This is a genomic window from Collimonas sp. OK242, from assembly GCF_900107095.1.
Classification (GTDB): Bacteria; Pseudomonadota; Gammaproteobacteria; order Burkholderiales; family Burkholderiaceae_D; genus Collimonas.
The window spans coordinates 130255-155625 of record NZ_FNOR01000013.1 but is presented as its reverse complement, the minus strand read 5'-3'; the positions used below and the strand labels follow the sequence as shown (position 1 = coordinate 155625).

General features: G+C 58.1%; 23 protein-coding genes. 9 read left to right on the top strand and 14 right to left on the bottom strand.

Annotated elements, in window-relative coordinates; all coding sequences use genetic code 11:
- The first annotated feature begins 46 nt into the window (after positions 1-46).
- On the top strand, positions 47-1312 hold the full coding sequence (locus tag BLV81_RS15935) for a YeaH/YhbH family protein (RefSeq protein WP_092357992.1): 1266 nt from the start codon (positions 47-49) through the stop codon (positions 1310-1312).
- Positions 1309-2838, top strand: coding sequence for a SpoVR family protein (locus tag BLV81_RS15930; protein WP_092357990.1), 1530 nt, complete (start codon positions 1309-1311; stop codon positions 2836-2838). Before BLV81_RS15935 ends, BLV81_RS15930 begins: the two co-directional genes overlap by 4 nt.
- A 34-nt stretch (positions 2839-2872) precedes the next feature.
- Here BLV81_RS15930 and guaD read toward each other — a convergent pair whose 3' ends face one another.
- The 5 genes from guaD to BLV81_RS23690 all read right to left on the bottom strand — a co-directional run bounded on the left by guaD (position 2873) and on the right by BLV81_RS23690 (position 9858).
- Positions 2873-4225, bottom strand: a complete 1353-nt coding sequence (guaD, locus tag BLV81_RS15925) for a guanine deaminase (RefSeq protein WP_092357988.1) — start codon at positions 4223-4225, stop codon at positions 2873-2875.
- A gap of 67 nt (positions 4226-4292) precedes the next feature.
- The gene (gene xdhC / locus BLV81_RS15920) at positions 4293-5381 is read right to left on the bottom strand and encodes a xanthine dehydrogenase accessory protein XdhC (protein ID WP_092357987.1); all 1089 of its coding nucleotides are present in this window, start codon (positions 5379-5381) and stop codon (positions 4293-4295) included.
- A 34-nt stretch (positions 5382-5415) separates the two neighbouring features.
- Positions 5416-7779 carry a xanthine dehydrogenase molybdopterin binding subunit gene (gene xdhB / locus BLV81_RS15915; protein ID WP_092357985.1) on the bottom strand — a complete coding sequence of 788 codons (2364 nt, stop codon included), beginning with the start codon at positions 7777-7779 and terminating at the stop codon, positions 5416-5418.
- Between the two features lie 33 nt (positions 7780-7812).
- On the bottom strand, positions 7813-9348 hold the full coding sequence (xdhA, locus tag BLV81_RS15910; protein ID WP_255365261.1) for a xanthine dehydrogenase small subunit: 1536 nt from the start codon (positions 9346-9348) through the stop codon (positions 7813-7815).
- A gap of 123 nt (positions 9349-9471) precedes the next feature.
- Complete coding sequence (locus BLV81_RS23690; RefSeq protein WP_143036350.1) at positions 9472-9858, bottom strand: hypothetical protein; 387 nt, start codon at positions 9856-9858, stop codon at positions 9472-9474.
- A gap of 3 nt (positions 9859-9861) precedes the next feature.
- Between BLV81_RS23690 and BLV81_RS15905 the strand changes: the two genes are divergently transcribed.
- The gene (locus tag BLV81_RS15905; RefSeq protein WP_092357981.1) at positions 9862-11163 is read left to right on the top strand and encodes an NCS2 family permease; all 1302 of its coding nucleotides are present in this window, start codon (positions 9862-9864) and stop codon (positions 11161-11163) included.
- Between the two features lie 96 nt (positions 11164-11259).
- On the opposite strand, the gene metH is transcribed toward BLV81_RS15905, so the two are convergent.
- The 3 genes from metH to rocD all read right to left on the bottom strand — a co-directional run bounded on the left by metH (position 11260) and on the right by rocD (position 17279).
- The gene (metH, locus tag BLV81_RS15900) at positions 11260-15045 is read right to left on the bottom strand and encodes a methionine synthase (protein WP_092357979.1); all 3786 of its coding nucleotides are present in this window, start codon (positions 15043-15045) and stop codon (positions 11260-11262) included.
- A 120-nt stretch (positions 15046-15165) separates the two neighbouring features.
- Positions 15166-16044, bottom strand: coding sequence for a dimethylarginine dimethylaminohydrolase family protein (locus BLV81_RS15895; RefSeq protein ID WP_092357977.1), 879 nt, complete (start codon positions 16042-16044; stop codon positions 15166-15168).
- Positions 16041-17279, bottom strand: a complete 1239-nt coding sequence (gene rocD / locus BLV81_RS15890) for an ornithine--oxo-acid transaminase (RefSeq protein WP_092357975.1) — start codon at positions 17277-17279, stop codon at positions 16041-16043. Before rocD ends, BLV81_RS15895 begins: the two co-directional genes overlap by 4 nt.
- Positions 17280-17555: 276 nt before the next feature.
- Between rocD and BLV81_RS15885 the strand changes: the two genes are divergently transcribed.
- Positions 17556-18023 (top strand): Lrp/AsnC family transcriptional regulator, encoded by a 468-nt coding sequence (locus tag BLV81_RS15885; protein WP_092357973.1) that lies wholly within the window; start codon positions 17556-17558, stop codon positions 18021-18023.
- 23 nt (positions 18024-18046) lie between these two features.
- Here the strand turns inward: BLV81_RS15885 and BLV81_RS15880 are convergent, their stop codons facing one another.
- A complete protein-coding gene (locus BLV81_RS15880) occupies positions 18047-18373 on the bottom strand; it encodes a type II toxin-antitoxin system RelE/ParE family toxin (protein ID WP_092357971.1) in 327 nt (108 codons plus the stop codon).
- Positions 18370-18642, bottom strand: a complete 273-nt coding sequence (locus tag BLV81_RS15875) for a type II toxin-antitoxin system Phd/YefM family antitoxin (protein WP_092357969.1) — start codon at positions 18640-18642, stop codon at positions 18370-18372. Before BLV81_RS15875 ends, BLV81_RS15880 begins: the two co-directional genes overlap by 4 nt.
- A 230-nt stretch (positions 18643-18872) precedes the next feature.
- Here BLV81_RS15875 and BLV81_RS15870 point away from each other — a divergent pair, with 230 nt between their 5' ends.
- Entirely contained in the window at positions 18873-19505 is a 633-nt protein-coding gene (locus BLV81_RS15870) for a cysteine hydrolase family protein (RefSeq protein WP_092357967.1), read from the top strand.
- A gap of 39 nt (positions 19506-19544) precedes the next feature.
- Complete coding sequence (locus BLV81_RS15865) at positions 19545-19955, top strand: tautomerase family protein (protein WP_092357965.1); 411 nt, start codon at positions 19545-19547, stop codon at positions 19953-19955.
- Here the strand turns inward: BLV81_RS15865 and BLV81_RS15860 are convergent.
- Entirely contained in the window at positions 19952-20263 is a 312-nt protein-coding gene (locus BLV81_RS15860) for a 2Fe-2S iron-sulfur cluster-binding protein (protein ID WP_092357963.1), read from the bottom strand. The two genes, BLV81_RS15865 and BLV81_RS15860, sit on opposite strands and share 4 nt — an antisense overlap.
- Before the next feature lie 136 nt (positions 20264-20399).
- Between BLV81_RS15860 and BLV81_RS15855 the strand changes: the two genes are divergently transcribed.
- Positions 20400-20558: a DUF3096 domain-containing protein gene (locus BLV81_RS15855; protein ID WP_092357961.1), complete on the top strand. Its 159-nt coding sequence runs from the start codon at positions 20400-20402 to the stop codon at positions 20556-20558.
- Between the two features lie 15 nt (positions 20559-20573).
- Here BLV81_RS15855 and BLV81_RS15850 read toward each other — a convergent pair whose 3' ends face one another.
- Together BLV81_RS15850 and BLV81_RS15845 are read right to left on the bottom strand one after the other, a co-directional pair.
- Positions 20574-21476 carry a LysR family transcriptional regulator gene (locus tag BLV81_RS15850; RefSeq protein ID WP_176992854.1) on the bottom strand — a complete coding sequence of 301 codons (903 nt, stop codon included), beginning with the start codon at positions 21474-21476 and terminating at the stop codon, positions 20574-20576.
- Between the two features lie 47 nt (positions 21477-21523).
- On the bottom strand, positions 21524-22606 hold the full coding sequence (locus BLV81_RS15845) for a BMP family ABC transporter substrate-binding protein (RefSeq protein ID WP_092357957.1): 1083 nt from the start codon (positions 22604-22606) through the stop codon (positions 21524-21526).
- 258 nt (positions 22607-22864) lie between these two features.
- On the opposite strand from BLV81_RS15845, the gene BLV81_RS15840 reads away from it, so the two are divergent.
- Positions 22865-23632 (top strand): class II glutamine amidotransferase, encoded by a 768-nt coding sequence (locus tag BLV81_RS15840; RefSeq protein ID WP_092357956.1) that lies wholly within the window; start codon positions 22865-22867, stop codon positions 23630-23632.
- A gap of 19 nt (positions 23633-23651) precedes the next feature.
- Here the strand turns inward: BLV81_RS15840 and BLV81_RS15835 are convergent, their stop codons facing one another.
- Positions 23652-24419: an exodeoxyribonuclease III gene (locus tag BLV81_RS15835; RefSeq protein ID WP_092357954.1), complete on the bottom strand. Its 768-nt coding sequence runs from the start codon at positions 24417-24419 to the stop codon at positions 23652-23654.
- 241 nt (positions 24420-24660) lie between these two features.
- On the opposite strand from BLV81_RS15835, the gene pyrE reads away from it, so the two are divergent.
- On the top strand, positions 24661-25326 hold the full coding sequence (gene pyrE, locus BLV81_RS15830) for an orotate phosphoribosyltransferase (protein ID WP_092357952.1): 666 nt from the start codon (positions 24661-24663) through the stop codon (positions 25324-25326).
- Positions 25327-25371: the final 45 nt, after the last annotated feature.

The window sequence follows — 25371 nt, the reverse complement described above, 5'->3', positions numbered from 1 at the left end:
ATAAGTACCAGCGACTCACCGGATGCATTCGACTAGGAGAGCCGACGTGTTGCATCAGATAATCGACCGTAGACTGTCTGGCAAGAACAAGAGCATTGCCAACCGGGAGCGCTTTTTGCGACGCTTCCGGGCGGCTATTCATCGCTCCGTGACGGAGGCCGTACGCGATCGCGGCATCAAGGAAATCGAGAACGCCAAAAGCATCAGCATTCCGCGCAAGGGGATCAACGAGCCGATATTCGGCCACGGTCCGGGCGGCAAGCGCGAGATGGTCCATCCCGGCAACCAGGATTATCTGCAAGGCGATCGCATTGCGCGCCCGGACGGCGGCGGTGGCGGTGGCGGCAGCTCGGCCAGCAATCAAGGGGAAGGCGAAGATGAATTCGTGTTCCAGTTGTCGCGCGAAGAATTCATGCAGTATTTCTTCGAAGACCTGGAATTGCCGCGCCTGATCAAGACTAATCTGCTGGCGGTGCCGAGCTGGAAAAACATGCGCGCCGGCTATTCCACCGCCGGCACGCCCAACAATATCGATATTGTCCGTTCCTTGCGCAGCTCGCTCGGACGCCGGATTGCGCTCGGTTCGCCGCTGGTGGTCAAGCTGCGCGAGCTGGAACTGCTGATGGAGGCGCTCAAGGCGGATCCCGAAGACAGGCGCGATGAAATCAAGCGCCTGGAAGACGATATCCATCACCTGAAAGGCCGCATCTGGCGGATCCCGTTCATCGACCCTTTCGATCTGCGCTACGTGAATCGGGTCAAGGTGCCGCAACCGTCCAGCCGGGCGGTGATGTTCTGCGTGATGGATGTGTCAGGTTCGATGGATGAGCAACGCAAAGACTTGTCGAAGCGTTTCTTCATTCTGCTGTATCTGTTCCTGACCCGTAACTACGAACATATCGAAGTGGTCTTCATCCGTCATCACACGCGCGCCGACGAGGTCGATGAAGATACCTTCTTTCATTCCCAGGAAAGCGGCGGCACGGTGGTGTCGAGTGCGCTGGAACTGATGAAGAAGATTATTGACGAGCGTTACCCGCCGGGGGACTGGAATATCTATGGCGCCCAAGCCTCCGATGGCGACAACTGGAATGACGATTCGCCGAAATGCCGGGAGCTGCTGGAACTGGAGATACTGCCGCGCTCGCGTTATTTTGCCTACATCCAGGTAACGGTCGAAGAGCAGAATCTGTGGACTGAATATCAGCAGATCGCCGCCGTCAATCCACAGTTCGCCATGAAAAAAGTGCAATCTGCCAGCGAGATCTATCCGGTGTTCCGTGAACTGTTTGAAAAGCAGGTGCACTCATGAATGACCGCTTGCAAAATCAAGTGCTGCCCTGCCCATCCGACTGGACTTTCGACCTGATCGAGCTGTACAACGACGAGATTGCCCGCGTTGCCGCCAATTACAAGCTGGATATCTATCCGATCCAGCTGGAAATCATCACCGCTGAACAGATGATGGATGCTTACGCCTCGTCCGGCATGCCGGTGAATTACCGGCACTGGTCGTTCGGCAAGCATTTCCTGATGACCGAGCGCGACTACAAGCGCGGGCAGATGGGGCTGGCCTACGAAATCGTCATCAATTCGAATCCCTGCATCGCCTATCTGATGGAAGAAAACACCATGACGATGCAGGCGCTGGTGGTGGCGCATGCGGCGTACGGGCACAATTCTTTTTTCAAAGGCAACTACCTGTTCCAGCTATGGACCGATGCCCACGCGATCGTCGATTACCTGGTCTACGCCAAGAGCTACATCGCCGAATGCGAAGAACGATACGGTTACTCCAAGGTTGAGGAACTGCTCGATTCCTGCCATGCCTTGATGCATTACGGTGTCGACCGCTATAAGCGGCCACAGAAGCTGTCGCTGGAAAAAGAGCGGGCGCAGCGGCGCGAACGCGCAAATTATATGCAGTCGCAAGTCAATGAATTGTGGCGTACCTTGCCTGAGAAAAAGGCGGGAATAGCCGAGCAGGTCGAAGGGCGTTTCCCGCCTGAGACACAAGAAAACCTTTTGTACTTTGCCGAGAAAAATTCACCGCTGCTGGAGTCATGGGAGCGTGAAGTGATTCGTATCGTACGCAAGATTGCACAGTATTTTTACCCGCAGCGCCAGACTCAGGTGATGAATGAAGGCTGGGCCACGTTCTGGCATTACACGATTCTCAACACGCTGTACGACGAGGGTAAATTGACTGACGGCTTCATGATGGAGTTTTTGCACTCGCATAGCAATGTGGTGTATCAGCCGCCGGTCAGCAAATCGTATTACAGCGGCATCAATCCCTATGCCCTTGGCTTCGGGATGATGAGCGATATCCGCCGCATCTGTGAAAAGCCTACCGATGAGGACCGGCAATGGTTTCCCGAATTGGCCGGAACGCCTTGGCTGGATACCTTGCACTACGCCATGCGTAATTTCAAGGATGAAAGTTTTGTCGCCCAGTACCTGTCGCCGAAACTGATACGCGACATGCGTCTGTTTGCCGTGCTGGACGATGAAAATCGCAGCGAACTGGAAGTCTCCGCCATCCATAACGAGGCCGGCTATCAGTACGTACGGCAAGCCCTGTCGCGTCAGTACGATATCAATCACCGCGAGCCGAACATCCAGGTATGGTCAGTCAACACGCGCGGCGACCGCAGCCTGACATTGCGCCATTTCCGCAGTGACGGCCGGCCGCTGGCGGATGGCACCGATGAAGTGCTGCGGCATATGGCGCGCCTGTGGCAGTTCGACGTGTATCTGGAGAGCGTCGACGACAGCGGCAACGTTTTGCAACGCTATGAATGCGTCAGCGAAAACAAGTATGCGTTGCGACCGTAGGCCGTAGGGTGGACGCAGGTGCCCGCCTTACGTCTTACGCCGTAGCCGCCGCCCGGCTATGCACCAGTTTTCCGGCCGCATAGGTAGCCGCGATAGTCCGGTCATCCCCCAGCAACGCCAAGGCAAACAACAGTTCTTCCAGGTTTTCCGTACGTTCGCTGCGGCGCGCCAGCAGCGGCGTGGCCTGCGGATCGAGCACGATGAAGTCGGCTTCGGCGCCGGCGACGAAATTGCCGATCGTTCCTTCCAGTTGCATGCTGCGCGCACCGCCCAGCGTGGCCAGGTAAAACATGCGCAGCGCCGGCAGATAGGTGGTTGCCATACGCGCCACCTTGTAGGCTTCGTTCATGGTTTGCAGCATGGAGAAACTGGTGCCGCCGCCGACATCGGTAGCTAGCGACAGCGGCATTCCTGCCGCATCGGCGCCTTTGAAGTCGAACAAGCCGCTGCCGAGAAACAGATTCGAAGTCGGGCAAATCGCGATGGCCGATTGCGTCTCCGCCATGCGTTGCCGGTCATGGTTGTCGAGCCAGACGCAATGGCCGTACATGGAGCGCGGCCGCAACATGCCGTATTTGTCGTACACATCCATGTAGCTGCGCGAATCCGGGAACAGCGATTTGACCCAGGCAATCTCATCGATATTTTCCGCCGCGTGGGTTTGCAAATACACATCCGGATAAGCCTGCGCCAGCTCGCCCGCCAGTTGCAGCTGGGCGTTGCTGGAGGTAGGCGCGAAACGCGGCGTGATCGCATACAGCTGACGACCGCGCTTGTGCCATTTCTTCAGCAGTTCTTCAGTGTCGCGGATGCCGCCTTCAGCGCTGTCTTGCAAGAAATCAGGGCAGTTCCTATCCATCAGCACCTTGCCGGTCACCATCCGCAGATTGCGCGCTTCGCTGGCATGGAAGAAGGCATCGACCGAAGTCGGATTGACTGTGCAATACACCATCGCCGTGGTGGTGCCGCAGCGCAGCAGCTCATCGATGAAGAATGTGGCGACATCGCTGGCGTGGGCCGGATCGTCAAACTTGCGCTCGGTCGGGAAGGTATATTTTTCCAGCCAAGGCAGCAAACCCGGCGCCGGCGAGGCGATCATGTCGGTTTGCGGGTAATGCAGGTGGGTGTCGATAAAACCCGGCATGATGATCTTGCCGCGGTAATCCTGGATGTTCAGTTCGGTTTTCAGCTCAGCCCGCAACTGCGCCGACAATTGCTGATAGTCGCCGGCTGCCACCACCTTGCCGTCGGCGATCAGCAGCAGGCCATCTTCGTGCCACGCATGAGCGTCTGCCTGATGGGCCGGATCGGCGGTGAAATGGAGAACGCTAGCGCGGTATGCCTGCAATGTGGACTGATCGATATTGCTGAAACTGATGGCTGCCATGAAACTATCCTTGAATGAAAACGCTTACGAAAGCGCTATGAGTAACTAAACCCGACTAAAGTCGGACTTATATTTCGTTGACGAGCTGCGGCCCCAATTGCGGCGCTGCTGTCAATTCTTGTTGGGCGATCTGTTCCCAGACCTGCAGCAACTGTGCGGTGACCGAGGCAGCGATGACGGCCGGTTCCTTGCCGACAATGCCGGGAATGCCGATAGGGCAGACCATGTCGGCCAGGCGTTCAAGAGGAATACCGCGTTCGTGCAAGCGATGCTCGAACTGCATACGCTTGCTCTTCGAACCGATCAGGCCGAACCAGGCCACGCCATCGCGCTGCAGAATCTGCGCCGACAGACGCTGGTCGAGCGCGTGATTGTGCGTCATGACCAGGAAGCTGGAGCCGGCCGGGGCACTGTCCACCAGGGCTTCCGGCGTATCGGTTGCTTCCACGCAGACATTGGCGGGTAATTCGTCGGGAAACATTTCTTCCCGCTCATCGATCCAGACCACCCGGCATGGCAAATCGCCGAGAGCCTTGACGATTGCAGCGCCGACGTGGCCGGCGCCAAACAGGAACAATTGCGGCCGCGTCGCCAGGCAGGCATCGAGCAGCCAGCGCTTACCGTTATCGTCGCGCAAGACCAGGCAGGCGCCGAGGTCGTTGACTGACGGCGTCGCCAAAGACGGCAGGGTCGGCAGCCGTCCCGGCCCGTGCAGGCGTTCGCCCTCGCCATCGCATAGTGCGGGCGGTGCGGCATCATCCAGGGCGACCAGGCGCCAGCTGTCTTCGGCTTCGCGCAAGCGGCGTTGCAGGAAACTGAAATAATCGGCGGCGGCGGGCGTTACGCGTTCAAACGCCAGGTGCACCACGCCGCCGCAGCATTGGCCCAGCGACGGTCCGAGAGAAAACCGTTGCAAGCGACGCTCACGGCTCAGCGACAGGCCTTCTTCCAGCATTTCGCGGGCGATCCTGATCGCCTGCAATTCGAGATGGCCGCCGCCGATGGTGTCGAACTGGCCGACCGCTGTCACCACCATTTTGGCGCCAGGCTCGCGCGGACCGGAACCTTCGACCTGCGCCACGGTGACCAGGATCGCCGTGGTGGTTTGCGAGGGTTGCGTGATCAGCGTGGTGAGCGCATCCAGCCAGTTGCTCATGGTGAGTCTCCCGATGATGGGTAAATGCGCTGGATCAGGCCGCACGCGCCATGGCGCGCACGGCATCGACCGACTTGAGAATCGCTTCGCTGGTCGCCGGTGCATTCAGCGGCGGATTGAAGCGCTTGCCGCCGACACTGGCGATCGCATCGCGGATCGCGAAAAATACCGAGAACGGCAGCAGCAAAGGCGGCTCGCCGACAGCTTTGGAGCGATGGATGCTGTCTTCGACGTTGCGGTTCTTGAACAGCTTGACGCGGAAATCCTGAGGGCAATCTGAAATGGCGGGGATCTTGTAAGTCGAGGGCGCGTGGGTCATCAGCCGGCCATCCTTGTTCCACCACAGTTCTTCGGTGGTGAGCCAGCCCATGCCTTGAATGAACGCACCCTCAACCTGACCGATATCTATCGCCGGATTGAGCGACTGGCCGGCATCGTACAGGGCGTCGGCGCGCAGCAATTTCCATTCGCCGGTGAAAGTGTCGACCACCACTTCCGATACCGAAGCGCCGTAGGCAAAGTAGGAGAACGGCCGGCCGGTCATGGTTTTGGGATCCCAGTGCAGGCCGGGGGTGGCGTAGAAACCGTCAGACCATAATTGGACCCGCGACAGATACGCCTTTTGCGCCAGCTCGCCAAACGCCATGCTGTGCTCGCCGAGATGGATGGCGCCGGCGGCGAAAGTCACCGCCTTGGCGTCGCCGCCTTGCAATTTGGCGAAGAATTCCGCCAGGCGCTGGCGAATGGTATGCGCGGCGTCCTGCGCGGCCTTGCCGTTCAGATCGGCGCCGGTGGAGGCCGCGGTAGCCGAAGTATTGGCGACCTTGCTGGTGTCGGTCGCGCTGACGCGTACCAGCTCCAGCGGAATCCCGAGTTCATGCGCCACTACCTGCGCCACCTTGGTGTTGATGCCCTGGCCCATTTCGGTGCCGCCGTGATTGACCAGTACCGAGCCGTCGGTGTACACGTGGACCAGCGCGCCGGCCTGGTTGAAGTGGGTGACGTTGAAGGCGATGCCGAACTTGACCGGCGTCAGCGCCAGGCCCTTTTTCAATACCGGGCTGGTGGCATTGAAGGCTTCGATGGCGGCGCGGCGCTGGCGATACTCGCTGCTGTCCTCCAGTTCAGCCACCAGCTCATGAATCACGTTATCGACGATCTTCTGGCCGTATTGCGTGACGTTGCGGCCTTCCTCATCGTTGCGGCCGTAGAAATTCAGCTTGCGGATATCGAGCGCATCGCGGCCCAGGTTGCGGGCGATTTCGTCGACGATGTATTCGATTGCAATCGCCCCCTGCGGTCCGCCGAAACCGCGGAAGGCGGTGTTAGATTGGGTATTGGTCTTGCCGCAACTCGCCTTGATGTCGACATCGGACAGGTAGTAGGTATTGTCGAAATGGCAGACTGCACGGGTTGCCACCGGCGCCGACAAGTCGGCCGAGAAACCGGCGCGGCTCACCATGTCGACTTTTGCGGCGACAATCCGGCCGGCATCGTCGTACCCGACTTCGTAATCGTAATAGAAGCAATGACGCTTGCCGGTGACCATCATGTCGTCGTCGCGGTCGGCGCGCAGCTTGACCGGGCGTTTCAGTTTGGCCGCGGCAATCGCCGCCGCCGCCGCCCACAAGGCCGATTGCGACTCCTTGCCGCCGAAGCCGCCGCCCATGCGCCGGCATTCCACCACGATGTTATGCGAATGCACGCCCAGCGCATGCGCTACCACGTGCTGCATTTCGGTCGGATGCTGGGTTGAGCACAGCACCAGCATGCCGTTCTGTTCTTTCGGGATGGCGTAGGAAATCTGGCCTTCCAGGTAAAACTGTTCCTGGCCGCCGACATACAACTGGCCGCTGACGCGATGCGGCGCAGTGTCGAACGCTTGCTGCGGATTGCCGCGTGCCAGGTGCATCGGCGGCAATACATAGGACTTTGCGGCATGTGCCGCTTGCGGCGTCAGGATGGCTGGCAACTCTTCATAATCGATGACGACCTTGCGCACCGCGCGACGCGCATTGTCATGGCTGTCAGCGACTACTGCGAAGATCGGCTGTCCCACGTATTCGACCAGGCCCTTGACCAGAATCGGATCGTCGTGAAGGATGGGGCCGCAATCGTTGGTGCCGGGGATGTCGGCTTCAGTAAATACCGCCACCACACCAGGTGCGCTGCGCACGGCATCGAGGTTGATCGAGCGAATCCGCGCATGGGCTTTTTGCGACATGCCAAGCGCGGCGTGCAATGTGCCTTGGGCTTCCGGGATGTCGTCAGTGTAGGTGGCTTCGCCCAGCACATGCAATATCGCCGATTCATGCGGATGCGATTGACCGACTTCCGCCCAGGCAGTGCTGCTGTCTTGTGGCGCGGTTTTCATAAAAACTTCAGTTTGCTTGTTCATGATCTCTACTCTTTGTCTTCGCCGGCTGTGAACTCAAGCACACACAAAAGGGTTTACCTGATCGCCGCGCAATGGCGCATCGATACGGGTTTCCAGCCAGAACCGGCGCAGCAGGTTCTGCGACGTCTTCATCCGGTATTCGGCGGAAGCGCGCATGTCGGAGAGCGGTTGGTAATCGTCGCTCAACAGCGCTACCGCGGTTTCCAGCACGCTTTCGTTCCAGACCTGGCCGCGCAATGCAGCTTCAGTCAGCGCAGCGCGCTTTGGCGTTGCCGCCATGCCGCCGAAGGCGATCCGGATATCGCGGATCTGGTCGCCGTCGAGGGTCACGGAAAACGCCGCGCAGACGGCTGAAATATCCTGGTCGAAACGCTTGGCCAGTTTGTAAGTACGGAAGCGTTGTCCTGCATGCGGCAATGGAATGCGTACGCTTTCGACAAATTCATCGGCCTGCATGTCTTTTTTCATATAGTCCAGGTACAGCGCCTCCAGCGGCATCACGCGTTGCCCGGCCGGACCGCGCAGCACGACTTGCGCGCCGAGTGCAATCAGCCATGGCGGCGAGTCGCCGATAGGCGAACCGTTGGCGACATTGCCGCCCAGGGTGCCGGCATTGCGGATCGGCAGCGAGGCAAAGCGTTGCCACATTTCCGACAATTCAGGGTAGTGCTTGCAGATCTCGGCGTAGGCGTCATTCAGCGTTACGCCGGCGCCGATTTCAAGTTGTCCGCCGCGTGTGACCATCGCGTTCAGTTCGCTCACCTGGCCGAGATAGATGATGTCGCCCAGATCGCGCATCTGCTTGGTTACCCACAGGCCGACATCGGTCGAGCCGGCCAGGATGCGTGCATCCGGTTTGGCGGCGCGTACTTCCACCAGTTGCGCCAGCGTGCGCGGTGCGTAGAAAGTCTGACCATCGTGCTGGTAGACGAATATGTCGTCACGCTGCAAGGGTTGCAGCGCGTGTTGCAAGGCTTCACGATCGAAGCCGACTGCCGGCAATTCGCCCATCCGGTGTGCGGCGTCGATGATCGGGCGGTAGCCGGTGCAGCGGCACAGATTGCCGGATAGCGCGATGTCGATATCTTTGCGTTGCAACGGCTGGCATGCGCTCGCTGCAGTGCCGGCGGACTTGCAGGCAGGAGCCTGGCCGCCATCGTTTTTCAGATACAGGTCCCACAGCGACATCACAAAACCCGGCGTGCAGAAACCGCATTGCGAGCCATGGCATTCGACCATGGCTTGCTGGACCGGATGCAAGGCGCCGTTGTCTTGTTTCAAGTCTTCAACTGTATACAAGGCTTTGCCATCCAGTGTCGGCAGAAACTGGATGCAGGAGTTGACTGATTTGAGCGTGACGCCATCCGCAGTCTGTTCGCCGATGACGACAGTGCAGGCGCCGCAATCGCCTTCGGCGCAGCCTTCCTTGCTGCCGGTGCAGTGCAGGTCTTCCCGCAGGTGCTGCAAGACGGTGCGGGTAGGCGCTGCCTGATCTACCGTGTGGATTTCGCCACGGTAGTAGAAACGGATGACATTCTCGGCCGTGGAATGCGGTGCGGGCGTAGACAAGACAATCTCCAATCGGGTTGGACTGTTGCAAAAACTGTGTCTTCGGGGCCGTATCGCCGGTATTGCCTGTGGGCGCTACCGCTCGTTACATATGGCCAGACTGACTTTGCAACGGTCTATTAATTATGACCCCAGATTAGCATTTGCGCCGCGGCTCCATATAGCGATACGGTTAATGTCAGGTATCTTGAAAATGGAATAGAGAACGCATAAGTAATTCCATTCGACAAATATAAGTATTGCCGGAGCGACATGATTGATCAATGATGCATTTGATAATTTCGAAGTATTCCAGATGTATTTCAGGCGCGTGAAATCTTTAGCGACGGCAATTGCAGGGCTATCAATGCGGCGGCGGGAGCGGTTATCATCACGCCTGAATAATTGATATTTCCCATGGAGCATAATTGTGACCCCATCCCGTAGCACATTACTTTGCCGGAACTGCGCATCAGGCGGCGCAACGCGGCAGCCAGAAAACCAAAAACAACAATAATCAAGGAGATACACACAATGCAGCTGCTCGAGAATTTTTTCAAGCTTAAAGAAAACGGCAGTGACGTCCGCACCGAACTGATCGCCGGACTCACCACTTTCCTGACGATGGCTTACATCATCTTCGTCAACCCGGCCATCCTGGGCGATGCCGGCATGCCGAAGGGCGCCGTGTTCGTCGCTACCTGCCTGGCAGCGGCCATCGGTACCCTGATCATGGCCATGTACGCCAATTATCCGATCGCCCTGGCGCCCGGCATGGGCCTCAACGCCTACTTTGCCTACGCGGTGGTGAAGGGCATGGGGGTTTCCTGGGAAGTGGCGCTGGGCGCCGTCTTCATTTCCGGCTGCCTGTTCATCATCGTCAGCCTGGTCGGCATCCGCGGCATGATCGTCAACGGCATTCCGCCCACGATACGGATGGCGATTACTTCCGGCATCGGCCTGTTCCTCGGTTTCATCGCGCTCAAGAGCTCGGGCCTGGTGGTCGCCAATCCGGCCACTTTCGTGCAAATCGGCGATCTCCACCAAATCCCGGTGATACTGTCGATTGTCGGTTTCCTGCTGATCGTGGTGCTGGATCACCTCAAGGTCAAGGGCGCGATCCTGATCGGCATCCTTACCGTTACCGTACTCAGCTTTCTGGTCGGCGGCAATACCTTCACCGGCGTGGTGGCGATGCCGCCATCGATAGCGCCGACCCTGTTCAAGCTCGACATCATGGGCGCCTTGTCCATGGGGATACTGAACATCGTGCTGGTGTTTTTCCTGGTCGAGATGTTCGATGCGACCGGCACCATGATGGGCGTGGCGAACCGTGCCGGCTTGCTGGTCAACGGCAAGATGGCGCGTCTTAACAAGGCTTTGCTGGCGGACAGCACGGCGATTGTCGCCGGCACCCTGCTGGGCACATCCAGCACCACGGCTTATGTAGAAAGCGCCGCCGGCGTACAGGCTGGCGGCCGCACCGGCCTGACCTCGCTGGCGGTCGGCATCCTGTTCCTGGCTTGCCTGTTCATCTCGCCGCTGGCCGGCGCCGTGCCGGCTTACGCCACCGCGCCGGCATTGTTCTATGTCGCCGGCCTGATGCTGCGCGAGCTGGTGCACCTGAACTGGGAAGACAGCACCGAAAGCGTGCCGGCCGTAATCACCGTGCTGATGATCCCGTTCACCTATTCGATTGCCAACGGGATTGCCTTCGGCTTCATTTCATACGCAGCGTTGAAATTGTTCACCGGCCGGGCGAAGCAAGTGCCTGCGATGGTCTGGATTATTGCTGCGGTCTTCCTGTTCAAGTTCATCCACCTGGGTGGCGACTGAAGACCGGCTTGCTTAAAAGCTGAAATTGAATAGTTGAAAATGCGTAGATGAAGAAAAGGGAGCGTTTCGAAACGCTCCCTTTTTTATAAGTTCGATTTACAAATTCGGCGCCAGCCAGCGCTCGACATCGTCCTTGCTGACATCGCGCCGGGCCGCCATATCGCTGACCTGGTCGTCGCCCACCTTGCCGACCACGAAATACTTCGATTCAGGATGGGCAAAATAAAAGCCCGACACGGCAGCACCCGGGAACATGGCGAAGGAATCGGTGAGCAGCATGCCGATTTCGTCGCACTGCAAGAGCTTGAACATGTCAGCCTTGACCGTGTGTTCCGGGCAGGCCGGATAACCGGGAGCAGGGCGGATGCCGCTGTAGCTTTCCTTGATCAAGGCTTCGTTGGACAAGTTTTCGTCCGGAACGTAACCCCACAGATCCTTGCGCACCCGCTCGTGCAGGTATTCGGCGAAAGCTTCCGCCAGGCGATCCGCCAGCGACTTCAGCATGATCGACGAATAATCGTCGTGCGCGTCTTCGAAGCGTTTTTCGTATTTCTCGATACCGATGCCGCTGGTGACGGCGAACAAACCGATATAGTCGGCGATGCCGGAAGATTTCGGCGCGATGAAATCGGACAGGCATTGATTCGGACGCGCAACGCCGTCGATCACCGGCTTCACGGTTTGCTGGCGCATGCCGTAGTAAGTAAACGCGACTTTGCTGCGGGTTTCGTCGGTATAGATTTCGATATCGTCGTCATTCACCGTATTGGCCGGCATCAGCGCGATGACGCCATTGGCAGTCAGCCAGCGGCCGTCGATCAGTTTCTTCAGCAGCGCCTGGCCTTCTTCGAATACCTTGCTGGCAGCTTCACCCACCACTTCATCTTTGAGAATGGCGGGATACGGACCGGCCAGATCCCAGGTCTGGAAGAAAGGACCCCAGTCGATGTAACGCGCCAGTGTGCCCAGGTCGACGTTCTTGAACACGCGGCGACCGATGAATTTAGGTTTGACCGGCGCAAACTGCAGCCGCGCGCGATTCTCGCGGGCGGCCGCCAATGTCAGCAGCGGCACCGCCTTCTTGTTAGCGTGCTGTTCGCGTATCCGTTCGTAATCGAGCGCGATGTCGTCTATGTACTGATCGCGTTGCTCGGGCGTCAGCAAGGACTGCGCCACGGATACCGAACGCGACGCATCGGGTACGTAGACCACCGGGCCATCGTAATTCGGTGCAATCTTGACTGCGGTGTGGGCGCGGCTGGTCGTCGCGCCGCCGATCAGCAGAGGCATCTTGACGCTGCGGAAATACGGATCGCGCTGCATTTCCTTGGCGACGTGCGCCATTTCTTCCAGCGATGGCGTAATCAAGCCGCTCAAGCCGATGATGTCGGCATTCTCCGCTTTCGCCATGGCCAGGATTTCCGAGCATGGCACCATCACGCCCATGTTGACCACTTCGAAATTATTACACTGCAAGACCACCGACACGATGTTCTTGCCGATGTCATGCACATCGCCCTTGACCGTGGCGATCACGATTTTGCCTTTGGGTTTGGCGGCGATGCCGGTCAGCTCTTCGTGCAGGCGCTTTTCTTCTTCGATATAGGGAATCAGGTGGGCCACCGCCTGCTTCATCACGCGCGCCGATTTGACCACCTGCGGCAAGAACATCTTGCCCTGGCCGAACAGGTCGCCGACGATGTTCATGCCATCCATCAGCGGCCCTTCGATCACATGGATCGGCCTTCCGCCGTTGCCCAGCAATTCCTGGCGGGCTTCCTCGGTATCTTCCACGATCCATTGCGTGATGCCTTGCACCAGTGCGTGCGCCAAGCGCTGCTGCACGGTGCCGCTGCGCCATTCCAGCGTTGCTTCTTCCTTCTTGTCGCCGGCCTTCAAGGTCGAGGCGATTTCGATCATGCGTTCGGTCGCGTCTTCACGCCGGTTCAACACCACGTCTTCGACCCGTTCGCGCAACTCGGCCGACAGATTGTCGTATACACCCATCATGCCGGCGTTGACGATGCCCATGGTCATGCCGGCTTTGATCGCGTGATACAGGAACACCGTGTGGATTGCTTCACGCGCCGGATCGTTGCCGCGGAAGCTGAAACTGACGTTGGAGACGCCGCCGCTGATCTTGGCGTAAGGGAGATTCTCGCGAATCCAGCGGGTGGCGTTGATGAAATCGACTGCGTAATTGTTGTGCTCTTCGATGCCGGTCGCAATCGCGAAAATGTTCGGATCGAAGATGATGTCTTCCGGCGGGAAGCCGATCTGATCGACCAGCAAGCGGTAGGCGCGCTCGCAAATTTCGATCTTGCGTTCGTAGGTGTCGGCCTGGCCTTTTTCATCGAAGGCCATGACGATCACGGCCGCGCCGTAGCGGCGGCACAATTTGGCCTGGCGCAGGAATTCCGGTTCGCCTTCTTTCATCGAAATCGAGTTGACGACGGCCTTGCCTTGCACGCATTTCAGGCCCGCTTCGATCACCGACCATTTGGACGAGTCGATCATGATCGGCACCCGCGCGATATCCGGTTCGGAGGCGATCAGGTTGAGGAAGCGCTGCATCGCCGCCACCGAATCCAGCATCGCTTCATCCATGTTGATATCGATGACTTGCGCGCCGTTTTCAACTTGCTGGCGCGCTACCGCCAATGCTTCGTCGTATTGCTCGTTGAGGATCAGCCTTGCGAAAGCCTTGGAACCGGTGACGTTGGTGCGTTCACCGACGTTGACGAACAGCGAGTTGTCGTCGATGGTGAATGGCTCCAACCCCGACAGGCGCATCTCGTGCGTGCTTTCCGGAACGATGCGCGGCGCAATGTTGGCGACGGTGTCGGCAATCGCCTTGATATGCGGCGGCGTGGTGCCGCAGCAGCCGCCGGCGATGTTGACGAAGCCGCTCTCGGCGAAATCCTTGAGCAGCGACGAAGTCACGTCCGGGGTTTCATCGAAACCGGTGTCGCTCATCGGATTGGGCAGGCCGGCGTTGGGATAAATACAGACGAAGGTATCGGCAATTTTCGACAACTCTTCGGCGTAAGGCCGCATCAATGCCGCACCGAGTGCGCAGTTGAGGCCGACCGTCAGCGGCTTGGCGTGGCGGATCGAATTCCAGAATGCCGGTACGGTCTGTCCCGACAGGATGCGTCCGGAGGCGTCGGTCACGGTGCCGGAAATCATGATCGGCAGACGCAGGCCAGACTCTTCAAAGAAGGTATCGATGGCGAACAGCGCTGCCTTGCAATTCAAGGTGTCGAAAATGGTTTCGACCAGCAGCACATCGGCGCCGCCTTCCACCAGGCCGCGGGTCTGTTCCAGATACGACGCAACCAGCTGGTCGAAGGTGACATTGCGCGCCGCCGGATCATTTACGTCCGGTGAGATCGACGCGGTTTTCGGTGTCGGTCCGAGTGCGCCGGCGACGAAGCGCGGCTTGTCCGGCGTCGAATATTTGTTGCAGGCGGCACGCGCCAGCCGCGCCGAGGCGACGTTCATCTCATAGGCCAGATGCGCCATATGGTAATCGTCCTGGGCCACGGTGGTGGCGCCGAAGGTATTGCTTTCGATCAGATCGGCGCCGGCCGCCAGATATTCCTCGTGGATGGCGCTGATGATATGCGGCTGGGTCAGCGACAGCAGCTCGTTATTGCCCTTGACGAACAACTCGCGGCCGGGGCCGGTAAAGTCGATGAAACGGCCGTTGGGGCCGCCGCGATAGCCTTCTTCCGTCAGCTTGTATTGCTGGATCATGGTGCCCATCGCGCCGTCCAGGATCAGGATGCGTTGCGCCAGCAGCTGGCGCAGGCGGGCTTCGGTGCTCAAGGCAGTAGTCGAAGCGGCGGTCGAAGTTGGTGCGGATGCGGAAGGCGTCATTGGCGTACTCTGGTCGGTAAGAACGCAAAAAACCCGGTCGCCGATAGCGCCGGGTTGTTTGCACGGGCAATGCCAGAAATTATACGTTAAATCAAGGGCTTGCGTATGGTCCTTAGCTGATTACGCAGCTTCCTGATGAGCTGCCTGCACAGCGCTACGATGTGGTTCATTGAGCTTCAAGGTGAGGCATTTTGCTGCGCCGCCAGCCTTGAGGAATTCGGTCAATGCTGTCTGATGCACAACAAAGCCGTGCGCTTGCAGTTGCGCGACCAGGGCATCGGATGCCTGGTTCAGGAAGATATGGCGACCGGAGTTGACGGTATTGCAAGCAAAATGCAGGGCATCTTCGCTGCTGACGATGATCCGCTTGTCAGCGGGAACACGGGCCGTGATCTCGGCTTGCGAAGCTGCATCGAACGCTTCCGGGAAATACATCACGTAGCCGCCGGCGAGAGGACAGAAGCAGGTATCCAGGTGATAAAAGCGCGCATCGACCAGCTTCAACGGCTGCACTTCGATGTCCAGCAATTCCGACAAGCGAGTGGCGCAGGCGATATCCGAACGATGGCCGTGACCGAACCACAGCAGGTTTTCGCTGCGATCCATCAAGGCGTCGCCGGCGCCTTCGAAAGGCAGTTCCGGCGGCAAGGTCAGCACCTCGAAACCATGGGCGGTGAACGCGGCGTCGAAATAGACTTCCTCGGCTTGCCGTTCGACATGGCGGAAGCGCGAGAGCACCACTTTATTGCCCAGCACCACACCGGCATTGGCGGTAAACACCAGATCAGGAACGCCAGGCATGGCCGGCATCATCTTGATTTTCGCTACTTGTCCGATAGCTTCCACCAGCGCCAGCCACTGATGCATGGCGACATTACGGTTGCCATGCGCAATATTGCCTGCCATCCACGGATTAATGACGTAGGAAACTTCAAAATGGTCTGGAGCGCACATCAGGAATGTGTCCTCCGCGGTATGGTCCAGCAAGTGCTCGGTCATGCGTAGCTCCTTTCGGTCAGGTGGGCGGGTGGTGAAGATAAAGTTGAAAATGTATGTCTGATCGCTTCCAATGCTGCGTCGATATCACTGGCGGTAATGATCAGCGGCGGCGCAAAGCGCACAACCGTGTCGTGTGTATCCTTCGACAAGATCCCTTGCAGCATCAGGCGCTCGCAAAATTCGCGTGCAGAAATGAAGCTCGGATCGAGATCCATGCCGATCAACAGGCCTTTGCCGCGAACCTGCCGGATAGCCGGATGCTGTATTGCGCGCAACCCGGTCAGTAAGCGCTCACCCATGTACTGTGCGTTGTCTGCCAGCTTTTCGTCACGCAACAAGCGCAATGCGGCATGGCCGACAGCGGCCGACAGCGGGTTGCCGCCGAAGGTGCTGCCGTGGTCGCCAGGCGTGAATACCGCCATCAGATCTTCCCTGGCCAAAAATGCCGATACCGGCAGCAGGCCGCCGCCGAGTGCTTTGCCCAGAATCAAACCGTCCGGCTTGATGCCGTCGTGATCGCTGGCCAGCAGGCGGCCGGTGCGGCCGAGGCCGGTTTGCACTTCGTCGCAAATCAGCAACACATTGTGGCGGTCGCAGATTTCGCGGCACTTTGCTAGATAGCCTTCGGGCGGCACGATGATGCCGGCTTCGCCCTGGATCGGCTCCACCAGGAAGGCTGCGGTGCGCGGGGTAATGGCCGCTTCCAGCGCAGCGGCGTCGCCGAACGGCACGCTGACGAAGCCGCCGGAAAACGGTCCGAAACCGTCGCGATACTGGGCTTCCGACGAGAAGCCGACGATAGTGGTGGTGCGGCCGGCGAAATTGCCGCGGCAAACGATGATTTCGGCAGTCTGGTCGGCAATGCCTTTTACTTTGTATCCCCATTTGCGGGCCGCCTTGATGGCCGTTTCCACGGCCTCCGCGCCGCTGTTCATCGGCAGCGCTTTCGGCATGCCGGTCATTTCGCAGAGCAGCTGCAGGAAGGGCCCCAGCTGGTCGCTATAAAACGCCCTGGAGACGACCGCCAGCTGGCTGGCCTGTTTGCTCAACGCCGCCACCAGAGCAGGGTGGCCATGGCCGAAACTCACGGCGGAATAGGCCGACATCATGTCCATGTAACGTTTGCCGTCCTGATCCCACAACCAGATCCCTTTGCCGCTGCTGAGTACTACCGGCAACGGTTCATAGTTGTGCGCGCAATAGCGGTCTTCGAGAGTTATTGCATGATTCTTCATGGTCTGCTCCTGGTGAGGCCACTTCTAAGAACCTGGCCGAGGCAATGGACGATCGGTCGATAGGCCGAGATTCCGATGACATCTTGTCCGCTGCCGGATGCTGGCTGAGACGCTTAGAGGTGGCTGCAAAATGCTGTATTTATAGGCTTAATGCAAGGTTTAATGCGATGCTGTTGCATCTGGCTACATGATAATCACAAGCACTGGAAATATTTTTGCATAATTGATCATCAATTGGATGTAATCTGCACGAATCGTGCATGGAAGGAGAGTGGGATGGAAAAACTGGATCGTTATGACCGTATTTTGCTGCGGACTTTGCAGGCTAACGGGCGCGCTTCGAATGTGGAGCTGTCCGAGCAAGTCAATTTGTCGCCGCCGCAGTGCTATCGGCGGGTGCAGCGGCTGGAGAAAGAGGGCATCATCCGCGGCTATGCGGCGCAAGTGGAACCGGCTGCCATCGGCCTTGGCGTGGTTGCCTTTGTTAACCTGAACATTGCGCGCGAACAGTTCAAGCAGGTGCGCAAGCTGGAAAAGGCGATCCGCCTGTTTCCGGAAATCCTGGAGTGCTATACGATTTCAGGGGATTTCGATTATTTGCTGAAGGTGGCGGCCAGCGACCTGAAGTCGCTGTCGGCGTTCCTGACCGATCGTTTGATGCAGGTGCCGGGAGTGGCCGGCGTGCGGTCGATGGTGTGCCTGGAAGAGATCAAGCCGTCCAGTCCGTTGCCATTGGCGGATTGAGGGACGAGGAAGAGAAGCTGAGGTTAGACTCTCAGCAGTCTCTTTGTCAGCAGTGATCTCATGTCCTTACGGGTATCGCAAATAATGTGGATAAAGATGGTTTCTTGGCGGATTTCATAAATGATTCGGTTCATGCCAGATATAACTTGCCGATATTGGGTGAGGTTCAAGCTCTGAATTTCTTCCGGCACGTTTCCCTTGAGGGGGAAAGCTCCAAGGCTATTCACGGATTCCTTGAGTTTGCCATAACTGACCCGCCACGCTTCCTGGCCAAAATTATTGGTGATGTAGGTTTTCAATTCCTTCAAATCCAGCTCCGCCGAGCGCAGAAAAACGACTTGAAAGCTCATTGAGCATCTTCTTTGTCCAGTTCCGCAAATACGTCTGCCGCTGTACGGATTTGTCCTTGTTCAATCTCACGGTTGCCGAGTGCCAGAATCTTCAGCAGCGACAGGGTCTCCTCATGTTCCTCATATGAACGTACATCCATCACGACAAGTTTTGCTTCGCCGTATTGAGTGATAAGCATGGGCTCGCGGGTCTCCGTGATCTCTTTGACGATCTCGGCTGCATGGCTCTTGAGATAGCTGATCGGTTTGACTTGAGTCGAGAATTTCATTGCTGGGCTCCTTACGCAGTTGCCGGGCGGATCGTGTGTCTTTGCTATAACCGGGTGGACTAATTATAGTCTGAATTTAGTCTTCCCCCTATTTGCCGAGTCAATTTACGCGATGTATACCATTCCGGCATTTGTGCTAATCCAGCACAAATCATGTGTCGCCAGCCTGCTGTTCCCTGCCCGGCTGCGGGCTTAAGCTGTCTACTCCAGATCACAACAAGGAGCCTCACATGACCACCTCGGCTAGCAAACTGCACGGCAATCCAACCATCCGCACCATCGTCGGCGCCGCCCCCAGCACCAGTCTCGATCCAAAGTCGACCGCCTTGCTGGTGATTGATATCCAAAATGAATATTTTGACGGCCAATTACCGATTCCCGACGGCATGCTGGTGCTGCGCAACGCCAATCGCCTGATTTCGCTGGCCGACCGGCATGGCATGCCGGTGTTTCATATCCAACAATGGAGTCCGGCTGCGCGGCCATTGTTCACGCAAGACACCGTGATGGCTGAAATCCATCCCGAAGTGCAACGCGCTGCGCATCATTCGACCGTCCGCAAGCTTTTCGCGAGCTCTTTTGCCGGCACCGGTTTGCAGCAGCAATTACTGGCAAAGGGTATCAAGACACTGATCGTCAGCGGCTTGATGACCAACAATTGCGTCGCTGCTTCGGCTTTCGACGGCGTTGCCAACGGCCATAAAGTCATCGTCGCCAGCGATGCCAGCGCCACCCGCGATATTGAAAGCTGGGACGGCAGCGTGATCAGTCACAAGGATCTGCATCGGGCGGTATTGACCGGCATATCCGATGCGGTCGCAGAAATCCGTACTACCAGCGCGATTCTCGAACTGTTCAACTGAGGCCTGTATCTTTAATTAACTAAATATGGAGTCCGCATCATGCCCATCCTTACCGTACTGCTATCCACCACACCTGACACTACGGTTTCCGCCAAGGTCGCCAGCACCCTGTCGCGCCTGACCGCGGCGATCTTGCACAAGAAGCCGGAACTGACGTCGATTGCGATTTCGCATGTCGATCCGGCGCACTGGTTTGTCGGCGGCCCTTCTTTGACGGCGCAGGGAAAAACCAGTTTCTTCCTTGAGATACGAATCACCGATGAAACCAATACCGCCGACGAAAAGGCCGCTTATATCGATGCCGTGTTCAAGGAAATCGGCGCATTGCTGGGGGAGCTGCATCATGAAAGTTATGTCCATGTCCACGACGTGCGCGGCGCAGCATATGGTTACGGCGGATTGACGCAAACGCAGCGGGCGGTGGCCGCACGCCTGCAAGCCGCGCGCTAGCCTGAGACGAGGATTACGCCGGCCCGAGGTTCTTCGATCACCAGGTCTGATTGCGGATAGGCGATGCAGGGCAGAATGTAGCCGTCCTTCTTTTCATCGCTGCTCAGGCCTGGCCACTCAATCCGGTAACGTATCTGTCCACTCAGCAGGCGGCACATGCAGGTACGGCATGTGCCGTTTCTGCACGAGCTCGGCAAATTGACGGCTGCGTGCCGCGCAGCCTCCAGCAAAGGGACGGCGCCGGACGTAACAAACGTCGATCCCTTCGGCTCAATGCGAACGGTGAATTCGTCCGGCGCAAGTGACATTCTGTAATCCTCTAAATTGCGACTGATAAATCATCGTATGATGGCTGCGATCTTGTAAAATCTCGCCTGACCGCGGCCGCGACTGCCGGCTCGAGGCGGGTTGCGTTTGCCATTTTCCATCATAAAAAGATTGCCTATGAATATTCATCTTTCGCTAGTACCGGTGGTTTCCCTGATCGCCGGTGTTTTGATCCTGGTCATGCCCAAACTCTTGAACTATATCGTCGCTTTCTATCTGATCGCGATCGGTTTGATCGGCTTGTTCGGCGGCGGCCATTTCCACCTGCATTTATAGAGCAGCCGCGGGTCGTCAATCCCAGCGCGGAGTGCTGTACCAGGCTGCCGCAAAATCGACAAACGCCCTGACTTTCGGCGACAGGTGCCGGTTTTGCGGATAGATCGCATATAGATCGCGCGGTTTCAGCGTGTAGTCGGACAAGATATGCAGCAGATCGCCACGCCGTAAATCCTCATGCACGATGAACGAGCTGGTAGCAGCGATACCCAGGCCAGCCAATGCCGCCGAGCGTAAAGCGATGCCGGTGTTGGCTTGCAGATTGCCGCGCACGTTCACCATGTGCTCGCTGCCGTCGGCGGCGTAGAACTGGAATTCACTGGATTTTTGCGCCAGCGTATAAGTCAGGCAATTATGTTGCGCCAGGTCGCCCGGCTGCTGCGGCACGCCATGCCGTTGCAGATATGCCGGTGCGGCCGCCAGCAGTATCTCGCAGCGTGTCAGCCGTTTGGCAACCAGGGTCGAGTCGGGCAGGGAGCGGGTCAGGCGCAGCGCGACATCGAAGCCTTCCTCTATCACGTCGACCAAGCGGTCGTTGCAGACCAGGTCGACCTTGAGTTGCGGATTGGCCAGGATGAATTGCGGCAGCCATTGCGCCAGTTCCAGCGTGCCGAACGCCATCGGGGCGTTAATCCGCAACGTGCCGGAGGGGCGCGCCTGATGCGCCGACACGGCCTGGGCGGCGTCATCTATCTGATCGATGATCTGGCGGCTGCGTTCGTAATATTCCTGGCCGGCTTCGGTCAGCGCAAAGCGGCGCGTGGTGCGATTCAGCAGTTGCGCGCCCAACTGCAGTTCCAGCTGGCGCACCTGGCGCGAGACGATGGTGTGCGACTGGTTGAGTTCTGCGGCGGCAGCAGTGAAGCTGCCGGTCTCGACTACGCGCCGGAATGCGCGCATCGTTGCCAGTTGATCCATGCCGCTCCACCCTGAATAAAACCACAACGCTATCAGAATCGCAGCATTTAATCCATTTTGAGCGTGCCGCTGACGATGGCCTTATTGGCTTCCCGCAGTTTTAACAACAGCGGCCGCTGGCGCAGGATCTCGCACTCCGAATAAGCGGCGTCCAGGCCCAGCGCGGTCAAGGAAACCGCCCCTTCTTTCAAGCCGAAATCGAAGCGTGGCGCGGTCGAGCCGTTGACCAGCAGGCCGACCGCCATCACGATTGCCGTATCGGCATGCACTTCGACGTTGTCGAGCACGCGTCCCGCGGCTTGTATGCATTGGTTGACGCCGCTGCCGATCGCCTTGGCGCGCGACTGCGGCGTCAATGCCTTGAACACGCCGGAATTGCTGGCGGCAGCGGCGGCCCAGATGACGTCGACGCCATCGCCGAGCATGGTTTTGGTCAACATTTCCGCACGCTGCGGGTCATTGAAAGGTTGAGCACCTTCCACCCACATCGTTTCATGAATCGAGATGCCGGGTTTGGCGGCGCGTGCGCCGGCCATGAACGCCTCGCTGTTTTGCAGGCGCAAAGGGGTGTTGACGGCGCCGATCATGCCGATCTTGCCGGCGCTCGAAGCTAGCGCAGCCTGCATGCCGGCCAGATAGCTCGCCTCGTTTTCGCGGAAAGTGATGCAAGTGACATTGGGCGCGGCATTGGCGAGGCAATGCTCCAGAATCAAAAATCGGGTTTGCGGCGCCTGGCGCGCCGTATTGTCCAGGATTTCCTTGAATTCAATGCCGATCAGCACCACGATCTTGGCGCCTTGCCTGACCGCATTGTCCAGTTGCTGCTGGCGGCCGGCGCGGGTCGCCACGCTTTCCAGGGTGCTGGCTTGCATCCGGTATATTTTTGCAGCGTTATTGACGCCGCTGGTGCCTTGTTGCAGCAGTACATCGTCGTTGTTGGGTACCGGACGCACGTAGATGATCTTGGGCAGGTCGGCGGCGCTGGTGATCGCGCTCGCGCTTGCCAGCAGCAGCGCCAATGGCAGCAACCAGAGCCACCAGCGCGTATGCGGCTTGTGATGTGGTTGACATTCCAGTTTGCTGATAGCGGGGCGTGCGTACGCACAGGATGTATGGGGGGCCAGCGGCATTGTCTCTTCCTTTTTATAAGGCGCCGAATCTGGGGTCGGCGCGCATTTGTTCACACATATTGCTGGCAAAGCGGCTCCGGGCCATTTGATGGGAGCAATATAAGGTATAGCTTCGAAGGTATAGCGCCGAGACGATATGCGGCGGCGCAGCCGCCATATTTAACTTTTGATTAGCGCTGCTGCGTGATACCGTTATCAAGTTGCAATTCAAGCTGCAATTTGCATGCAGTTGTCGTCTATTTCACTTGGTTCAGGAATATGTGTCAGTTACTTGGAATGAACTGCAATGTGCCGACCGACATTGTGTTCAGTTTTACCGGCTTTGCCACGCGCGGCGGCCAGACCGGTCACCATAGCGACGGTTGGGGCATCGCTTTCTTCGAAGGTAGCGGGGTGCGTCATTTTGTCGATTACCAGGCGGCGATTGCATCGCCGGTGGCGGAGCTGATCCGGCGCTGTCCGATCAAATCGAAAAACGTCATTGCGCATATCCGCAAAGCCACGCAGGGGCAGGTGGCTTTGCAAAATTGCCATCCGTTTGTGCGCGAATTATGGGGCCGCTACTGGGTGTTCGCCCATAACGGCGATCTCAAGGAATTTGCGCCGCACCTGAACGGGCCGTACCGGCCGGTAGGCAATACCGACAGCGAACTGGCGTTTTGCTATCTGTTGCAGCAGCTGCGGCAGCGCTTCGGCGACACGCCGCCGCAGGCTGAGCTGACGCTCGCCTTGCGCGAACTGACACAGCAGATTGCCACCCACGGCACCTTCAACATGATGTTGTCGGATGGCTCAGCCCTGTATACGCATTGCTCCACCAATCTGTATTACATCGTGCGCCAGTTTCCGTTTGCCGAGGCCCATCTGTCGGATGAAGATGTCAGCGTCGATTTCTCGCAGGTGACGACACCGCAGGACCGGGTGGCGGTAATTGTCACCGAACCGCTAACCACCAATGAGGTGTGGACCAGGTTTAACGAGGGCGAGCTGATCGTCTTTGTCGACGGCCAGCCGGTGTCGCTGTAAGGCTCGCCCTTATCCAGACTCAGCTGTAGTCGATCGTCAGAGGCGCGTGGTCCGAGAAGCGTTCGTCCTTGTAAATCGCTACCGCATGCGCATTGGCGGCAATGCCAGGCGTGGTGATGTGATAATCGATGCGCCAACCAACGTTCTTGGCCCAGGCCTGGCCGCGATTGCTCCACCAGGTGTATTGCTCATCGCGCTGGTCGACCTTGCGGAAAGCGTCGACCAGGCCGACTTGTTCAAACAGGTGGGTGAGCCAGGCCCGTTCTTCCGGCAGGAAGCCTGAATTTTTCTTGTTGCCCTTCCAGTTTTTCAGGTCGCGTTCCTGATGCGCGATATTCCAGTCGCCGCAAATGACGACTTCGCGGCCGCTTTCCTTGAGTTGTTGCAGGTGCGGCAGGAAGGCTTCCATGAAGCGGAATTTGGCAATTTGCCGCTCTTCGCTGGAAGAACCGGACGGGCAGTACAGCGAAATCACCGTCAGATCGCCGAAATCGCATTCCACGTAGCGCCCCTCGGCGTCGAATTCAGGATTGCCAAAGCCTATCCTTACTGCGTTCGGCTTGCGCTTGCTGTATAGACCGACGCCGGAATAGCCCTTCTTTTCAGCGTAATGGAAGTGTCCGGTGTAACCCTCCGGCGCCAGGAATTCCGGCGTCATGTCGGCGGCCTGGGCCTTCAGCTCCTGGACGCAGACGAAATCGGCAGACTGTTTGCCCATCCATTCAAAGAAGCCTTTTCTGGCAGCTGAGCGGATACCGTTGAGATTGGCGGAAATGATTCTTGGCATGTTTGATCGATAAAAAAAGTAATATGGGGGGATACCCGGCAAGTACTAAGGATAACCGAAGGGCCGCGGTCGCGTGCGGCAGGCGTCGGCGGCGGCCGTTAAAAATTCGGCTGCGGGCAGGCACGGTGTTTGCACTTACTGCTGTGGAAGCGGTGAACTCCATTTAAAATGGCGGTCTGGTGTCGCTAATGCACTGCAAATAGCGACAAAATTTGTCAGCCTCAACCGTCTGGAGTGCATTTTGAACAATTTACGTCAACAATTTATTGAATTTGCGGTGAAGGCCGGAGTGCTGAAGTTCGGCGAGTTTGTGACCAAGGCAGGGCGTACCTCGCCGTATTTTTTCAATGCGGGCATGTTTAACGAGGGCGCCGCACTGGGCCAGCTGGCGCAATTTTATGCACGTACCTTGATCGATTCCGGTTTGCAATTTGACATGTTGTTCGGGCCTGCCTACAAAGGCATCACGCTGGCATCGGCGACTGCGGTGGCGTTGGCGGCGCAAGGACGCAATGTGCAATTTGCCTACAACCGCAAGGAAGCCAAGGATCACGGCGAGGGCGGCAACATCGTCGGCGGCCCATTGCAGGGACGGGTACTGATCATTGACGACGTGATTTCAGCCGGAACCTCGGTGCGTGAGTCGGTCGAGATGATTCGCGCCGCCGGCGCCACGCCTTGTGCGGTGGTGATTGCGCTGGACCGGATGGAACGGTCCGGCAAGGATGGGGCACTGTCGGCCAATTCGGCAGTGGAAGAAGTGACGCAAGCGTACGGTATGCCGGTGATTTCGATCGGCAATCTGAACGACTTGCTGGAATATATTTCCGGCGCTGGCGCCGATGCCGAGCTGAACCGATATCAAGCCGCAGTAGCGGCTTACCGGGAACGCTATGGCGTAGCGTGATTGCACCCGCCAGACGCGCGGCAGTGCTGCATCACAGCCAGAACG

Excerpts from the sequence above, each read along its gene's own strand:
- BLV81_RS15930 (WP_092357990.1), top strand. The coding sequence starts at position 1,309 with ATGAATGACCGCTTGCAAAATCAAGTGCTGCCCTGCCCATCCGACTGG.
- guaD (WP_092357988.1), bottom strand. The coding sequence starts at position 4,225 with ATGGCAGCCATCAGTTTCAGCAATATCGATCAGTCCACATTGCAGGCA.
- xdhC (WP_092357987.1), bottom strand. The coding sequence starts at position 5,381 with ATGAGCAACTGGCTGGATGCGCTCACCACGCTGATCACGCAACCCTCG.
- xdhB (WP_092357985.1), bottom strand. The coding sequence starts at position 7,779 with ATGAACAAGCAAACTGAAGTTTTTATGAAAACCGCGCCACAAGACAGC.
- BLV81_RS15905 (WP_092357981.1), top strand. The coding sequence starts at position 9,862 with ATGCAGCTGCTCGAGAATTTTTTCAAGCTTAAAGAAAACGGCAGTGAC.
- metH (WP_092357979.1), bottom strand. The coding sequence starts at position 15,045 with ATGACGCCTTCCGCATCCGCACCAACTTCGACCGCCGCTTCGACTACT.
- BLV81_RS15895 (WP_092357977.1), bottom strand. The coding sequence starts at position 16,044 with ATGACCGAGCACTTGCTGGACCATACCGCGGAGGACACATTCCTGATG.
- rocD (WP_092357975.1), bottom strand. The coding sequence starts at position 17,279 with ATGAAGAATCATGCAATAACTCTCGAAGACCGCTATTGCGCGCACAAC.
- BLV81_RS15885 (WP_092357973.1), top strand. The coding sequence starts at position 17,556 with ATGGAAAAACTGGATCGTTATGACCGTATTTTGCTGCGGACTTTGCAG.
- BLV81_RS15880 (WP_092357971.1), bottom strand. The coding sequence starts at position 18,373 with ATGAGCTTTCAAGTCGTTTTTCTGCGCTCGGCGGAGCTGGATTTGAAG.
- BLV81_RS15875 (WP_092357969.1), bottom strand. The coding sequence starts at position 18,642 with ATGAAATTCTCGACTCAAGTCAAACCGATCAGCTATCTCAAGAGCCAT.
- BLV81_RS15870 (WP_092357967.1), top strand. The coding sequence starts at position 18,873 with ATGACCACCTCGGCTAGCAAACTGCACGGCAATCCAACCATCCGCACC.
- BLV81_RS15865 (WP_092357965.1), top strand. The coding sequence starts at position 19,545 with ATGCCCATCCTTACCGTACTGCTATCCACCACACCTGACACTACGGTT.
- BLV81_RS15860 (WP_092357963.1), bottom strand. The coding sequence starts at position 20,263 with ATGTCACTTGCGCCGGACGAATTCACCGTTCGCATTGAGCCGAAGGGA.
- BLV81_RS15855 (WP_092357961.1), top strand. The coding sequence starts at position 20,400 with ATGAATATTCATCTTTCGCTAGTACCGGTGGTTTCCCTGATCGCCGGT.
- BLV81_RS15850 (WP_176992854.1), bottom strand. The coding sequence starts at position 21,476 with ATGGATCAACTGGCAACGATGCGCGCATTCCGGCGCGTAGTCGAGACC.
- BLV81_RS15845 (WP_092357957.1), bottom strand. The coding sequence starts at position 22,606 with ATGCCGCTGGCCCCCCATACATCCTGTGCGTACGCACGCCCCGCTATC.
- BLV81_RS15840 (WP_092357956.1), top strand. The coding sequence starts at position 22,865 with ATGTGTCAGTTACTTGGAATGAACTGCAATGTGCCGACCGACATTGTG.
- BLV81_RS15835 (WP_092357954.1), bottom strand. The coding sequence starts at position 24,419 with ATGCCAAGAATCATTTCCGCCAATCTCAACGGTATCCGCTCAGCTGCC.